13 protein-coding genes are annotated in these 14234 nt (G+C 71.4%); 7 read left to right on the forward strand and 6 right to left on the reverse strand.

The window, feature by feature from the left end; translation table 11 throughout:
• Positions 1-46: 46 nt before the first annotated feature.
• Entirely contained in the window at positions 47-703 is a 657-nt protein-coding gene (locus ACIBP6_RS40505; RefSeq protein ID WP_397059721.1) for a maleylpyruvate isomerase N-terminal domain-containing protein, read from the reverse strand.
• A gap of 354 nt (positions 704-1057) precedes the next feature.
• Positions 1058-1480 (reverse strand): peptidase inhibitor family I36 protein, encoded by a 423-nt coding sequence (locus ACIBP6_RS40510; RefSeq protein WP_397059723.1) that lies wholly within the window; start codon positions 1478-1480, stop codon positions 1058-1060.
• Between the two features lie 253 nt (positions 1481-1733).
• Between ACIBP6_RS40510 and ACIBP6_RS40515 the strand changes: the two genes are divergently transcribed.
• A complete protein-coding gene (locus ACIBP6_RS40515; protein WP_397059724.1) occupies positions 1734-2822 on the forward strand; it encodes a winged helix-turn-helix domain-containing protein in 1089 nt (362 codons plus the stop codon).
• Here ACIBP6_RS40515 and ACIBP6_RS40520 read toward each other — a convergent pair.
• Both ACIBP6_RS40520 and ACIBP6_RS40525 read right to left on the reverse strand, forming a co-directional pair.
• A complete protein-coding gene (locus ACIBP6_RS40520; protein WP_397059726.1) occupies positions 2817-3212 on the reverse strand; it encodes a VOC family protein in 396 nt (131 codons plus the stop codon). The genes ACIBP6_RS40515 and ACIBP6_RS40520 overlap by 6 nt on opposite strands.
• Before the next feature lie 5 nt (positions 3213-3217).
• Positions 3218-4054, reverse strand: coding sequence for a helix-turn-helix domain-containing protein (locus ACIBP6_RS40525; protein WP_397059728.1), 837 nt, complete (start codon positions 4052-4054; stop codon positions 3218-3220).
• 328 nt (positions 4055-4382) lie between these two features.
• Between ACIBP6_RS40525 and ACIBP6_RS40530 the strand changes: the two genes are divergently transcribed.
• On the forward strand, positions 4383-7703 hold the full coding sequence (locus ACIBP6_RS40530) for a S8 family serine peptidase (RefSeq protein ID WP_397059729.1): 3321 nt from the start codon (positions 4383-4385) through the stop codon (positions 7701-7703).
• A gap of 43 nt (positions 7704-7746) precedes the next feature.
• Here the strand turns inward: ACIBP6_RS40530 and ACIBP6_RS40535 are convergent, their stop codons facing one another.
• Entirely contained in the window at positions 7747-8565 is an 819-nt protein-coding gene (locus ACIBP6_RS40535; RefSeq protein ID WP_397059730.1) for a helix-turn-helix domain-containing protein, read from the reverse strand.
• A gap of 133 nt (positions 8566-8698) precedes the next feature.
• Between ACIBP6_RS40535 and ACIBP6_RS40540 the strand changes: the two genes are divergently transcribed.
• A complete protein-coding gene (locus tag ACIBP6_RS40540) occupies positions 8699-9424 on the forward strand; it encodes an alpha/beta fold hydrolase (RefSeq protein WP_397059732.1) in 726 nt (241 codons plus the stop codon).
• 78 nt (positions 9425-9502) lie between these two features.
• Here ACIBP6_RS40540 and ACIBP6_RS40545 read toward each other — a convergent pair whose 3' ends face one another.
• Positions 9503-10141, reverse strand: a complete 639-nt coding sequence (locus ACIBP6_RS40545) for a DUF305 domain-containing protein (RefSeq protein WP_397059734.1) — start codon at positions 10139-10141, stop codon at positions 9503-9505.
• Positions 10142-10337: 196 nt separating this feature from the next.
• Between ACIBP6_RS40545 and ACIBP6_RS40550 the strand changes: the two genes are divergently transcribed.
• The 4 genes from ACIBP6_RS40550 to ACIBP6_RS40565 all read left to right on the forward strand — a co-directional run bounded on the left by ACIBP6_RS40550 (position 10338) and on the right by ACIBP6_RS40565 (position 14230).
• Positions 10338-12143 carry an LVIVD repeat-containing protein gene (locus ACIBP6_RS40550; protein WP_397059736.1) on the forward strand — a complete coding sequence of 602 codons (1806 nt, stop codon included), beginning with the start codon at positions 10338-10340 and terminating at the stop codon, positions 12141-12143.
• Between the two features lie 142 nt (positions 12144-12285).
• A complete protein-coding gene (locus ACIBP6_RS40555) occupies positions 12286-12684 on the forward strand; it encodes a VOC family protein (protein WP_397059738.1) in 399 nt (132 codons plus the stop codon).
• Positions 12685-12704: 20 nt separating this feature from the next.
• Complete coding sequence (locus tag ACIBP6_RS40560; protein ID WP_165969497.1) at positions 12705-13043, forward strand: YciI family protein; 339 nt, start codon at positions 12705-12707, stop codon at positions 13041-13043.
• Complete coding sequence (locus ACIBP6_RS40565) at positions 13040-14230, forward strand: RNA polymerase sigma factor (protein WP_397059740.1); 1191 nt, start codon at positions 13040-13042, stop codon at positions 14228-14230. The genes ACIBP6_RS40560 and ACIBP6_RS40565 overlap by 4 nt, the downstream gene beginning before the upstream one ends.
• Positions 14231-14234: the final 4 nt, after the last annotated feature.

Consider the following 14234-nt stretch of genomic DNA (forward strand, 5'->3'; position numbering starts at 1 on the left):
TGCCGGTGTGGCCGTGATCGGCGGCGAACCCTGACGCGGCGGGTGATCAGCCGAGGACGAGCGGGAGTCTCGCGGCGAGCTCGCCCAGCTCGGCCCGCTCCACGTCGGTCGGGGCACGCCGTCCGGTGCCGACCAGCAGCGCGTCCTTGTCGGAGAACGACGCGGGGAACGCGCTCCCGGCTATCGCCTCAAGCGTCGCGCGCGACCGGGCGAGCCCCTCGGCGGGCGGCCCGGCCGCGTGCGGGAGGTGCGCGACCAGGTCGAGGTGGTGCAGCGTCCACTCCACGACATACGCGGAGAGGTAGTCGCCCGCGGTGAGGACCTCGCCCCGGGTGCCGACCCGCAGCTCAGGGTCGGCGAGTTCGGCGGCGCGGCCCGCGGCGGAGCCGACGTCGTCGAGGTGGAACCGGAGCAGCCGCGGCTCCTCGTACGCGGCGGCCAGCCGGACGACCAGCGCGTCGAGCGGGTCGTCGCCGGTCGGCGGCGTGTCGGCGACCTCCCAGTAGGTCACCGCGTCACGGGTCGGCTCGGTCTCGGCGGGGGTCACCAGGGTGATCAGGACGTCCTGCGCGTCGATGATCAGGTGGCAGATCAGGTCCCGGACGAGCCAGCCGGCGCAGCCGGACGGCTGTGAGAAGTCCTCGTCGGCGAGTTCGGCGACCGTCGTGCGCAACGCCGTCCACGAGCGGGAGAAGAGATCCACCTCGACAAGGTAGTGCGGCGGTGGACGTACAAGAGGCCCGTCACCCCTCCTCCGCTGGTGACGGGCCTCTTCCTGCCGGGTCACGGCAGGTGCGAGATCCGGGCTCGCGCACGTGAGCCGACGGTTTCCCCGAGGGACACCGGGTCGGTGAGGGAGCTGCTCGACCCGATCGACCGTGGCCCTGGAGGATCATCCTGCGCCTTCCGGATCCCGCCCGCTCCGCCGGCGGGCCTGGCGAAAGCCGGCCCGAGGCGTGTGCGTGAGCGGTCGTGCGGGTCCGATGCGTTCAGGACTTCGGTCGTCCACCCGATCGCGCCCCCGCATGACGAGATCGAACGGCTGACCGCGGAACGGTCAGCACTCCCCGCGCCACTCGACCTCGGTGACCGTCACCGGGCTGGAGAAGTTCGCCTTCCAGGGCGCATCCGTCCCGGAGCCGTTCCAGTAGTGGAAGCACCACGTGTCTGTCGCGGTGCTGCTCTCCCAGGTCAGATCCACGTGATCCGCATCCTGGAAGGGCCGCCCGTTGTTGAAGACGGAACGGATGCCCGTCAGCCGGCCCTCCCAGTTGCCTTCCGTCTTGTACATCTTGCCGCTCTGGTTGCGCTCGGTGTACGAGCAGAAGTAGCCGTCCGGGCAGTCCACTGTCGTCGCGTTGTGGACGACCTGCACCCCGGCCGGCAGCGAAGCCGCCTGTACGGGCGCCACGGACAGCGCCAGAGCTGCGGCAGCGGCGACGCTGCCGGCGGCGAGCGCTGCGGTTCTCAGAGATCGCATGCATTCCCCCATGGGTCGGGTGAGCTTGGTCGCCTCGCAGGGGGCCCCAGAAGCCGCCGGAGCCGCTTCGCCCTGCGAGGTGATGTCGAGTATGCGCAGCGGCCGAGAGGCCCCGCCATCCTTTGCGTTCAGGGGCAATAGTCGGGGTCGCGGAGGTTTGTCGGCACTGGTGAAAGGGGGTGTCGGACAATCCGCCGGCTCTCGAAGCTGAGGTCTGCACCACCGCGTTCACGAGCTGCTTTGGGGTTGAGAGATGCTGCGTTTCCACATCACGTCCGACGACCTGCTACGGGTGCGGGTGGCCCGCCGGCCGCACCCGATGTGGGAGATCTCGTTCAGCCTGCAACTGCTGCAGACCCGTGAGGCGGCCCTGCTGTTCGACCCCTGGCGCAGGGCGGTCCGCCGCGCCCTCGCCCGCGCGGGGCTGACCGCCGCCGTCGCCGAACTGGCCCGGCTGTATCCGCTGCCGGACTACTGGCCCGACTTCCTCGTCCCAGCGGACGACTCCGTGGATCTGGACACCGGCCTCGACCTGGTGATGGCGACGCCTCGCACGGTGCTCAAGCACGAGATGACGCTGATGGCTCACCGGCACCGCTCCCTGCCGAGGTGGTCCCGCGACCTCGCGGCGGGCGACCTGGCCACGGTCGAACGGCTCGGCGAGCTCCTGCGCCGTTACCACCAGATCGCCGTCGCCCCCTACACCGCTCACGTGCGGCACGCGTTCGACGCGGAACGCACCCGGTGCGCGGAGGCCGTTCTGGGCAACGGCGTCGAAGGGCTGCTCAGCAGCTTCCCCAAACAGCTGCTGAGCTGGCACGACGGCCGGCTGAACGTTCCCTGTCCCGTGGACGCGGACTTCCGGGTCGGCGGACGAGCCTTGACGCTGCAGCCGTCGTTCTTCTGTCTGCGCCGGCCCACGGCGTTCGCCGATCCCGAACAGCCTCCGACCCTCGCCTATCCCATCCCGCACACCGTGGGCTGGCTCCAGGCGGCAGGCCACGACGACCCGCGGCAGCCCACCGACCATGACGCCGTGGCGCGGCTGATCGGCCACGCCCGGGCCGCCGCGCTGGACGCCCTCGACCGGGCCATGACCACGTCGCAGCTCGCCGAGACCCTCCGGCTGTCGGCTCCGACCGCCAGCCGGCACGCGGCCACGCTGCGCGAGGCCGGTCTGATCACCACCGAACGCCGCGGGCGATCCGTCCTGCACACCCGCACCGCGATGGGCACCGCCCTCCTCGAAGGACACCCCACCGCCACGTCATCGCCGCCCGGAGACGCCGTCCCACCGGCGAACGCCGCCCACTGGGCCTACATCCAGGAGAACGCGCTATGAGCCGGGGTAGGTGCCGAAGCTCCAGAGGTTGCCCTCCGGGTCGCGGACGGTGAAGGTGCGGTTGCCGTAGTCCTCGTCCTTGATGTCCCGTACGACCTCCGCGCCGGCGGCGGTGGCGCGGGCGAGCAGGGCGTCCGGGGCGTCGGTGACCATGTAGACGAGACCGGCGCCGGTCGGACGGTCGATGTCGCTGGCCGCGTCGGCCGAGCCGAGCATGATCCCGCCCGCCCCGGACGGCCAGGCGAGCTCGGCGTGCGCCACGGCGTCGCCCGCCGTGTAGCAGGCACGCTCCACGAACCCGAACGCGTCGGCCAGGAACCGGATCGCCGCCCGCGCGTCACGGTAGGAGAGGCAGGGCCACACCGAGGGCCTGTCAGTACGTGTTTCCATGTGGCTCATCCTGGTTCGGAGACCGCCGCCCGGTCTTGGACGAATGGGAACTCGCCCAGCCACCGCGTCGCCGTCGTGCCACCGAGATCGCGGAACTCCCGCGCCAGATGAGCCTGGTCGGAGTAGCCGCACTCGGCCGCCGTCTCGGCCTGCGAGGGCCGGCGCGGCGAGCGCAGCAGCCGGCAGGCCCGCTCGAAGCGGATCACCCGGGCCGCCGTCTTCGGCGACAGGCCGGTCTCGCGGCGGAACCGCTCACCCAGGTGCCGCCGGCTCCAGCCGAGCTCCTCGGCGAGCTCACCGATGGCCAGCCGGCCGCCCGTCTCGCGCAACCGGCGCCACGCCTGGGCCACCTCGGGCGGCGGCCCGCCGCGGCCGTGATCGATCAGCTCGGCCAGCGTGTCGTCCAGGATCCGGAACCGGCCTCGCCAGGTCGGGGCGCCGGCCAGCCGTTCGCCCAGCTCGCGCGCCCGGCCGCCGAGCACCGCGGTCAGGTCGGCGACGTCTCCGGCGAGTTCGCTCGCGGGCAGGCCGAGCAGGGCCCGGGCGCCCCGCCAGGTCAGATCGAGGTGCACGCCGTACTGGTGACCGTCGTGCGCCATCACGACCGGCCCGTCGTGCAACCCGCCGACGGCCGACGTGAACGACCGCGGCGGCCGCGGCGGTCCGGGCACGCCCACGACGTCGAGTGTGCCGGACAGGCAGACGACGACCGTCAGGTGCCCGGACGGCAGGCCGTGGTGCACTCCCGGTGGCCCGTGCGTCCGATAGCCGGAGTACCCGGACACGAGCCCCCGCAAGGTCGGCGCGGCCCGGGACCAGGCGTATTCCGGCAGCTGCCCCATACGGCCAGGCTAGCCCCGGCCGTACGGGGCGGTCACGACCAGGCCACCGGCACTTCTACGGCCCGGAAGCAGCAGACGAGGTCGTTGTCGATCGTGAAGTGTGACGGATCGCCGGCGGGATTCTGGCAAGTCAGTGGGGTTCCTCAGCGAGAGATCACTGTTTACACTCCAGTTCGGAACTGGGGCGATCAAGCTCCATGTTCCTCACTCGTCACCCACCGGGGAGGGTCAGCGATCTCTCTGAACGGGTGACCTGACGCCTCCTGAGCGGCCTGACGAGTTCCCGCAGCCCCGACCAGGAAGGTCCTCCGTGTTACCCAGCTCCCTCTTGTCCCACGCGCGGCGACTCGTCCCAGTCGCCGCCGGCCTGAGCGTCGTCCTGGCCATGGGCCCGGCGGCGGCCCTGGCCGGCCCCACGCCGACCCCGCCGGCCAAGCAGTGGACGGCCACCCCTCTCACCCCCACCGAGGTCGTCGACGGCGCCAAGTCGCCGACCGGCAAGCTCGCCAAGAGCGACCCGGCCCTGCTGCGCAACACCTCTCCCGCGCCGGTCAACGTCGTGGTCAAGCTCGACTACGACTCGCTGGCCGCCTACCAGGGCCACCTGCCCGGCCTGCCGGGCACGAGCCCCGCCGTCACGGGCCGCGCCCTCGACACCAGGAGCGCCGAGGCCAGACGGTACGACGAGCACATCAAGGACGTCGAGAACACGTTCCTCGCGGAGCTGACCGAGAAGGTCCCCGGGGCCGTGGTCGGCCAGCGGATCAGGACGGTGTACGGCGGCATCGCGCTCCGCATCCCCGGCGACAAGGCGGCCGAGGTGCTGAAACTGCCCGGCGCGGTCGCCGTGCAGGAGGACAAGCCGCAGCAGTTGCTCACCGACGCGAGCCCCGCCTTCATCGGCGCCCCCACCGTCTACGACAAGCTCGGCGGCAGTGACTCGGCCGGCGAGGGCGTGATCGTGGGCGTCCTGGACACCGGCGCCTGGCCCGAGCACCCGTCGTTCGCCGACCGGCCCGGCCTGCCCGACCCCGCGCCGACCAAGGACGGCACGCCGCGGGTGTGCGACTTCGGCGACAACCCGGCGACTCCCGCCGACGACCCGTTCGCGTGCAACAACAAGCTGGTCGGCGGGCAGCCGTTCCTGGAGACGTACAACGCGATCTTCCCGGGCGAGGTCTACCCCGACAGCGCCCGCGACTCCAACGGCCACGGCACCCACACGGCGAGCACGTCGGCCGGCGGCCCGGTGGACGACGCGAACCCGCTGGGCATCAGCCGCGGCTCCATCCACGGCGTCGCGCCCGGCGCCGCGGTGTCGGTCTACAAGGTGTGCGGCCTGGAGGGCTGCTTCCCGTCGGACTCGGCGCAGGCGGTGGCGCGGGCCATCCTGGACGGCGTCCGGGTCATCAACTTCTCGATCTCCGGCGGCAGCGACCCGTACAGCGACCCGGTGGAGCTGGCGTTCCTCGACGCGTACGCGGCGGGCGTGCTGGTCTCGGCGTCGGCCGGCAACTCCGGGCCGGGCGCGGACACCACCGACCACCTCGGCCCCTGGACGACGACGGTGGCCGCCTCCACGCAGAACCGGACGTTCCAGTCCACGATCACGCTGACCGGCCGCGGCGCCACGGCGACGATCAAGGGCGCCTCCATCACGCCGGGGATCACCTCGCCGCTGCCCGTGGTGCTCGCCTCCGCGCCGCCGTACTCGCGGCCGCTGTGTGACGCCCCCGCGCCGGCCGGGCTGTTCACCGGGAAGATCGTCGCGTGCGAACGCGGCCCGAACCGGACGCTGAAGAGCCACAACGTCATGCAGGGCGGCGCGGCCGGGATGATCCTCTACAACAGCTTCCCGTTCGACGTCTTCACCGACGCCCACTGGATCCCGTCGGTGCACGTCGACAAGCCGGAGGCCGACACGCTGCTGAGCTTCCTGTCCGAGCACCCGGACGCCGCCGCGTCCTTCACCCAGGGCGCCGAGAGCAAGTGGCAGGGCGACGCGATCACGCACTTCTCCTCGCGGGGCCCCGGCGGCGACTTCCTCAAGCCGGACGTCACCGCGCCCGGCCTGCACATCATGGCGGGCATGACCCCGACGCCCGAGTCGGTGCTGGAGGGCCCGCCGGGCAACCTCTACCAGGTCATCTCGGGCACGTCGATGTCGGCGCCGCACGTGGCGGGGGCGGCCGCGCTGCTGTTCGCGCTGCACCCCGACTGGACGCCGGGGCAGGTCAAGTCCGCGCTGGAGACCACGGCCAAGACCGCGGTCACCAAGCAGGACCGTACGACGCCGGCGGACCCGTTCGACATGGGCGGCGGGCGCATCGACCTCACCAAGGCCGGCGACCCTGGCCTGACGCTGGACGAGACCGCGGCCGACTTCGTCGCCTCGGCCGCCGACCCGCTCAACCGGATCGACCTCAACCTGCCCTCGGTGAACGCCCCGACCATGCCGGGCGTCATCACCGCCAAGCGCACGGTCACGAACGTCACCGACCGCCGGCTGACGTTCACCGCCACGGGCAAGACCGTGGACGGCGCCAAGATCACGGTGCTGCCGCCGCTCTTCTCCGTCGCGCCCGGTAAGAGCGCCAGGCTGAGCGTGGTCATCACGGCCCCGGAGCTGCCCGACGGGCAGTACTTCGGGCAGGTGAACCTCAAGCAGGTCGGCGGCTCGCGCGCGCTGCACCTGCCCGTCGCGTTCTTCCGTCAGGAGGGCGCGGTGCCGGTCGACCAGACCTGCACGCCGTCCACCGTCACCAGGAACACCGGCGAGTCCACCTGCACGGTCACCGTGCAGAACAACACGCTCGAGGACGCGGAGGTGACCGCGCTCAGCACGCTCGACACCCGCCTGCGCCTGAACGGCGTCACCGGAGCCACCAAGGTCGGCACGCAGATCGCGACCACCAAGGCGACGCTGGCCGCCCGGCAGCCCGCCAGCCCGACGATCGCGCCGGGCGCGGGACCGTCCGGCTACCGCCCGCTGGACTCGTTCGGCGTCACCCCGATCCCGATCGGCGACGAGCAGGCGGTGAACTTCACCCTCCCGGCGTTCACGTTCGCCGGTAACACCTACACCAGGCTCGGCGTGACCTCCAACGGCTACAGCGTCGTGGGCGGCACCGAGTCGGGCGACATCTCCTTCACCCCGCAGACGTTGCCCGATCCGGCGAACCCGAACGGCGTGCTCGCCCCGTACTGGACCGACCTGGACGGCACCGGCGCCCCCGGAGTCTTCGCCACGATCCTGTCCGACGGGACGAACCGCTGGGTGGTGGTGGAGTGGCGGGTGAACCTCTTCGGCACGACCGCCACCAAGGTGTTCCAGCAGTGGATCGGGCTCAACGGCACGGAGGACGTCAGTTACGTCTACGATCCGGGCAACCTTCCCGGCGCGCCTCCGGCGAGCTACGGCCTGACCGTGGGCGCCGAGAACGAGGAGGGCACCGGCGGCGCCCAGATCACCGGGCCGCCCACCGAGAACCTGGTCGTGACGAGCACACCCGCCGCTCCCGGCGGGAGTCTGACGTACTCGATGAAGGTCAAGGGGGTCAGGACGGGTGTCGGCGACGTGACGACGGTCACCTCGACGCCCCAGGTCCGCGGCATCACCGTCGAAGTCGACAAGCTGACCGTGCGGTGATCTGAGCCGAGCCGCAGGCGGCACGCCCGCCTGCGGCTCGCGTTCATCGCAGGGCGGAGGCGAGGAGCGCCAGTTTGTCGGCGCTGTCGGTGCCGGGATCCGGGTGGAGGACGACGAGAGTCTGACCCGCCGTGCCGCCGACGCCCAGCCTCTCCCGGTTCAGCCGCAGACCACCGACCTGGGGGTGGTCGAGGTGCTTGGACGCGCCTTCGCACGCCAGCACGTCGTGGCGGGCCCAGAGCCGGCTGAAGCGCGGGCTGGCCAGGGAGAGCTCGCCGACGAGCTCGACGAATCGGGGGTCGTCCGTGTCGGTGCCGACCGACTCGCGGAAGCCGGCGACCATGCCCGCCGCGGCGTTCTCCCAGTCGCTGTGGAGGGCCTGCTCGGCGGGGTCGAGGAACACGTCCCGCAGGCGGTTGGCGCCCGCCACGAGACGCGGTGACAGCGCGGTCGCCAAGGCGTTGGCCGCGAGGACGTCGAAGTAGCGGCCCTCGACGTACGCGGGCAGCGGGAGCGTGGCGACGAGCTTGGCGACGCCCGGAGGGACGGTCTCCTTCGGGAGCCGGCGCCGTCGCCGTCGGGGTTTGCCGGCGCCGAGGCGCAGCAGGTACGCCGTGGCGTCGTCGTCGAGCTGGAGCACGCGGGCGAGGGACTCGAGGACCTGCACGGAGGGGTTGCGGTCGCGGCCCTGCTCCAGGCGCAGGTAGTAGTCGGCGCTGATGCCGGCGAGCATCGCGACCTCCTCCCGGCGCAGGCCCGGCACGCGCCGTACCCCCAGAACGGGGATGCCGGCCTGTGCAGGAGTGACGAGCTCCCGGCGGGCGCGTACGTAATCGCCCAGAAGGTTGGATTCGTCGCTCATCTCTCCAGCGTAATTTCGCGCCCGCGTGCGTGCCTGGTCCTGTCACCCCCAGGATCGCCGGGGTGCTGGCTGCGCGAGAGCGTGCGCCGCAGTGTGGTCAGCGGCCTTTCCACAGTGCAGCAAGGAGCCCACCATGTCGACATATTTGCTGGTACACGGTGCTTGGCATAGCGGTGAGTGCTGGGAGCGGGTGGTCCCGTTGCTGGCGTCGGCCGGACACCGGGTGCTCGCACCGTCGCTGACCGGCTACGGCGACCAGGCGCATCTGCTCGGCCCCGAGGTGGGGCTCGACACGCACGTCGACGACATCGTCCGGCTGATCGTCGGGGAAGACCTCACCGAGGTGGTCCTCGTGGGACACAGCTACGCCGGGCTGGTCATCTCGTCCGTGGCCAACCAGGTCCCGGAGCGGATCGCGCATCTGGTCTACCTCGACGCGATGGTCCCGGAGGACGGCGAGAGCGCGGTCGATGTGCAGCCCATGACCCAGGCCCTGATCGACCTCGCCGTGACGTCCGACAGCGGCTGGCGGATCCCGCCGCTGCCCGAGCTGCCGCCGCCCTCGGGCCTGTTCGGGGTCACCGACCCGGCGGACGTCGCCTGGCTGCGCACGATCCTGTCGGACCAGCCGGTGCGTTGCCTCCAGCAACCGGTCCGGCTGGACAACCCGGCCGTCGCCGCGGTCCCGCGGACGCACATCCACTGCACCGTCGGCGTGCCGGACGGCATCACCCACCGGCCCGTCCCCCCGATCCAGCCCAACGGCTCCCCCGCGCAGGTGTGGGAGTTGCCGACCGGCCACGACTGCATGATCACGATGCCGGTCGAGCTCGCCGCACTGCTGCTCAAGCTCGGCTGATCCGCCCGACCTCACCTGAACCCCCGTCAAGGCCGGGCTCCCCGCGGCCCGGCCTTGACGCGGAACTCGCCCGCGCGATCAGAGGTCGGCGAGGAGCTGCTGCATGCGGACGATCTCGATGCGCTGGTCCGAGTCGACGTGGGTGGCGAACTGGTCGATCTCCGGCTCCATGCCGCCCTGCTCGGCGTACAGCCGCTCCACCATCTGCAGCGCCCCGGTGTGGTGCTGGATCATGTACTGGTAGAAGAGCCGGTCGAACTGCTCCCCCTTGGCTCCCCGTAGCTCGGTGAGCTGGGCCTCGGTGAGCATGCCGGGCATCAGTTCGCCGCCGTGGCCGTGCCCGTCGGGGGAGTCGACGCTCGGCACCTGTTCCATGCGCTCGCCCAGCCAGCGCACCATCAGGTCGATCTCGTCCCGCTGGGAGATCTCGATCCGCTTGGCGAGCCGCGGCAGGCCCGCGCTCTCGGTACGCCCGGCGACCAGGTCCGTCATCTGCAGCGCCTGGGCGTGGTGCCGGATCATCCCCTGCATGAACCGTACGTCCGCGTCGGTGTATCCGGTCTCGGGCTCCTCGACCTGGTCCAGCGGCACCACCTTGCCGGTTTCGCCCGGCCGTCCGGGCTGTACGACCGTCGCCGAGGATCCGTCCGCCGTGCACCCGGTGAGCGCGGCGGTCGCGATCAGCAGCGAGGGGACGAAAAGGCGTAACGAGATCATGAGGGGTGCTCGCTTCCACCGTGCCTGCACAAAATCGGGCGTATCCGGAATGGGACAGGATATAGCACAAGTCATCACATTCTCGTTAGTGTCCGCATAACCGTTGTGCCGATCACCGGCTGGACATTCGGGGCCGTCCCCGGCTCGGCGCGACGCGTCGGGTCTCGCCAGAACCAGAAAAGGAGGGGTGCGGCCCATGCAGGAAAGCAGAAGGGCACGACGTCGTGCCGGGTTACGCGGCTTGGTGATGATCGCCGCGGGGGTGGTCCTAGCCGGATTGTTGCCCACCGCCACGGCGTCCGCCGAGCCGGCTCCGACGCAGGCCGACCCACGGGTCGGCCTCGGCGCCGGATGGCACGACGCCCAGCAGGCGGCGAACGGACTCAAACTCGTCGGCCACCAGGACCGGCCGGAAGGCTTCTACCAGCCTGACAATCCAGGCAACCTCGCATTCGCCAATTCCGACCTCGCATTCAGCGGCAAGTACGCATTCGTCGGAAGCTTCCACGGTTTCAACATCTACGACGTCTCCACCCCGTCCCAGCCCGTCCTGAAAACATCCGTCGTCTGCCCGGGCGGCCAGGGCGACATGTCGGTGTACGGGAATCTGCTGTTCATGTCGGTCGAGGAGACCCGGGGCCGGCTCGACTGCGGCACCCAGGGCGCTCCCGGCACCGTGAACCCCGAACGCTTCCGCGGCGTCCGGATCTTCGACGTGAGCGACATCGAGCAGCCGGTCCAGGTGGCCGCGGTGCAGACCTGCCGCGGCTCGCACACGCACAGCGTGGTGACCGGCAAGAACGACACCGAGAACGTCTACGTCTACGTCTCCGGCACCGCCGGCGTGCGCAACGGCCAGGAACTGGCCGGCTGCGTGAACGCGCCGGCGACCGACCCGAACACCGCCCTGTGGCGGATCGAGGTCATCAAGGTCCCGCTGGCCGCCCCGCAGAACGCGGCGATCGTCAGCCAGCCCCGGGTGTTCACCGACCCGGAGACCGGCGCGATCAACGGCCTGCAGAACACCCCGCCCGCGCCGACGCACCCGTCCGGCGGCAACTGGTCGCCGCAGCCGGTCACCAGCGCCTGCCACGACCTCACCGCGTTCCCGGCGCTCGACCTGGTCGCCGGCGCCTGCTCCGGCAACGGCATCCTGCTCGACACCTCCGACCCCGCCAACCCCGTCCGGCTGGACGAGGTCAGCGACCCGAACTTCGCGTACTGGCACTCGGCGACGCTGAGCAACGACGGGAAGAAGGTCGTCTTCACCGACGAGTGGGGCGGCGGCACCGGCGCCCGCTGCCGGGACACCGACGAGCCGTCGTGGGGCGCGAACGCCATCTTCGACATCGTGGACGGCAAGATGGAGTTCCGCAGCTACTACAAGATGCCCGCCGTGCAGACCACCACCGAGAACTGCGTCGCGCACAACGGGTCGCTGGTCCCGGTGCCGGGTCGGGACATCATGGTCCAGGGCTGGTACCAGGGCGGCGTCTCGGCGTTCGACTTCACCGACTCGGCCAACCCGAAGGAGATCGCCTTCTTCGACCGCGGCCCGATCAGCGCCACCCAGCTGTTCACCGGCGGCATCTGGTCCGCGTACTACTACAACGGCCACGTCTACGGCTCCGAGATCGCCCGCGGTCTGGACGTCTTCGAGCTGACCCCGACCAAGGACCTGGCCAAGGCGGAGATCGAGGCCGCGGCCACGGTCACGTACGACCGGTTCAACGCCCAGCACCAGCCGCAGGTGACCCACGAGCCCAGCTTCGAGGTCGTCCGGGCGTACCAGGCCCAGGCTGAGCGGGCCGGCACGATGAAGAAGGGCATCGCCGTCGCGGTGGACAAGCTCATCGACTCGGCCGAACGCATGGCCGACCGGCGGCTCGAGAAGGTCGCCGCGATCGAGCTGCGCACCGCCGCCAAGCTCCTCAGAACCTCCGACCCGGCCCAGGCCGCCTTCGCCAAGGCGCTCAACGACCTGGCCAGAGCTCTGAACTAGCGGCCACACCACGAGGGGACGCTCCGCCAGGGGCGTCCCCTCGTCACGTCTCGCCGAGGTGTCGTACGGGCGTGCCCGCCGTTCGTCTTGTTCAGTGAGGGGCCGCTGGAGCGGTCCCCGTACGACCACTCAGGGAGAGCTCATGCGACCCGCGCTGAACACCGTCGACCTCATCGTTTCCGACCTGGGCGCGTCCATCGCCTTCTACGCCCGGCTCGGGCTGGACTTCACGATCGACCCGCACTCGCCCGAGCACGCCGGCTGCGACCTGCCGAACGGCCTGCACGTCATGCTGGACACCGAGGGCTTCCGCACGCCGTTCCTGCCGGGCTGGACCGCGCCGGACGGCGGACCCCGGACCTTGCTCTGCTTCGAGTTCGACGCCCCGGCCGAGGTGGACGCCAAGTACGCCGAGCTGGTCGAGGCGGGTCACCGCGGGATCGCGGAGCCGTTCGACGCCTTCTGGGGTATGAGGTACGCCACGGTGGCCGACCCGGACGGAGGCGGTGTCGACCTGTACGCCACGCTCCCGGCAAGCTGACAGAGGGGAAGGGACACACCGTGAAGTACGTGCTGATGTTCGTCGAGACCGAAGAGTTCGCCAGGCGACTGGAGGAGATGGGCGAGCTGGAGCAGCAGGCCGCCTATGAGGCGGTGGGCCGGTGGTTCGCCGAGCACGCCGACAAGATCACCCACCACACGCACCTCGCGCCGGTGCACACCGCGACCACGGTGCGGCTGGACGGCGCCGAGCCGATGATCACCGACGGGCCGTTCGTGGAGGGCAAGGAGGTGGTCAGCGGGTTCGCCGAGGTCGAGGTGGCCGACCTGGACGAGGCGCTGCGGCTGGCCCGCTCCTGGCCGGCCTGCCCGGTCGTGGAGATACGCCCCGCGTCATGAGCGAAGAGGTCCTGGCCCGCGTGGTACGCGAGCACGCGGGCCGGCTGACCGCGTCCCTGGTGTCACTGCTGGGCGATTTCGCCGCCGCCGAGGACCTGGTGCAGGACGCGATCGAGACGGCGTTGCGGCGATGGCCGGCCGAGGGCGTGCCGGAGCGGCCGGACGCGTGGCTGTTCACCGTGGCACGCAGGCGCGGCCTGGACGTGTTGCGCCGGGAGTCGAACTACCGGGCCAAACTGGCCCGGCTCGCCCGGCCGGAGCCCGCCGCCGCCGACGACCGGCTGCGCCTGGTCTTCACCTGCTGCCACCCGGCGCTGTCGCGGGCCGCGCAGATCGCGCTGACGCTGCGGGTCGTGTGCGGGCTGTCCACGGCGCAGATCGCCGCGGCCTTCCTGGTGCCCGAGTCCACGGTCGCGCAGCGCATCACCCGCGCCAAGCGGAAGATCGGCGAGGCCGGGATCCCGTACCGCGTCCCGTCGCAGGAGGAGCTGCCGGATCGGCTGGGCGAGGTGCTGGCGGTCATCTACCTGCTGTTCAACGAGGGTTACCTGTCCAGCACGGCGGAGCGGGCCCACGCGCGCGACCTCGTCGACGACGCCGAATGGCTGGCCGCGCTGCTGGTGAACCTGATGCCGAAGGAGCCGGAGGCGGCCGGGCTGCTGGCGCTGATCCGGCTCCATCGGGCCCGCGGCGCGGCCCGCTTCGACGCAGCAGGCCGTCTGGTGCTGCTGGCCGACCAGGACCGCGGCCTGTGGGACCGGCAGGCGATCGAGGAGGCGACCAGGCTGCTGACGCGTGCCGCCCGCGCCCATCGACGGCCGGGCCCGTACCAGGTGCAGGCGGCGATCGTGGCCTGCCATGCCGAGGCCGCCGGCTTCGCCGACACCGACTGGGCGCAGATCCTCGTGCTGTACGACATGCTGCTGCACCTGGCGCCCTCCCCGGTCACCCGGCTGCACCGAGCGGTCGCCGTTCGCTACACCCAAGGCCCGGAGGCGGCGCTGGCCGAGGTCGAGAACCTCGGCGCGCCCCTGGAGCGCCACGCCTTGTTCCACGCCACCCGCGCCTCACTGCTGCGCGACCTGGGCCGGCGCGAGCAGGCACGGCGCGCCGACGAACGTGCCCTCGAACTCACCGCCAACCCGGCCCAGCAGGCCCTGCTGGAGCAACGACTGCGCTGGGATTAGACGT

The sequence above is a fragment of the Nonomuraea terrae genome (assembly GCF_044465245.1).
GTDB classification, from domain to species: Bacteria; Actinomycetota; Actinomycetes; order Streptosporangiales; family Streptosporangiaceae; genus Nonomuraea; species Nonomuraea terrae.

Coding starts and splice junctions, on each gene's coding strand:
- ACIBP6_RS40510 (WP_397059723.1), bottom strand. CDS start 1,480: ATGCGATCTCTGAGAACCGCAGCGCTCGCCGCCGGCAGCGTCGCCGCT.
- ACIBP6_RS40515 (WP_397059724.1), top strand. CDS start 1,734: ATGCTGCGTTTCCACATCACGTCCGACGACCTGCTACGGGTGCGGGTG.
- ACIBP6_RS40520 (WP_397059726.1), bottom strand. CDS start 3,212: ATGGAAACACGTACTGACAGGCCCTCGGTGTGGCCCTGCCTCTCCTAC.
- ACIBP6_RS40525 (WP_397059728.1), bottom strand. CDS start 4,054: ATGGGGCAGCTGCCGGAATACGCCTGGTCCCGGGCCGCGCCGACCTTG.
- ACIBP6_RS40535 (WP_397059730.1), bottom strand. CDS start 8,565: ATGAGCGACGAATCCAACCTTCTGGGCGATTACGTACGCGCCCGCCGG.
- ACIBP6_RS40540 (WP_397059732.1), top strand. CDS start 8,699: ATGTCGACATATTTGCTGGTACACGGTGCTTGGCATAGCGGTGAGTGC.
- ACIBP6_RS40545 (WP_397059734.1), bottom strand. CDS start 10,141: ATGATCTCGTTACGCCTTTTCGTCCCCTCGCTGCTGATCGCGACCGCC.
- ACIBP6_RS40550 (WP_397059736.1), top strand. CDS start 10,338: ATGCAGGAAAGCAGAAGGGCACGACGTCGTGCCGGGTTACGCGGCTTG.
- ACIBP6_RS40555 (WP_397059738.1), top strand. CDS start 12,286: ATGCGACCCGCGCTGAACACCGTCGACCTCATCGTTTCCGACCTGGGC.
- ACIBP6_RS40565 (WP_397059740.1), top strand. CDS start 13,040: ATGAGCGAAGAGGTCCTGGCCCGCGTGGTACGCGAGCACGCGGGCCGG.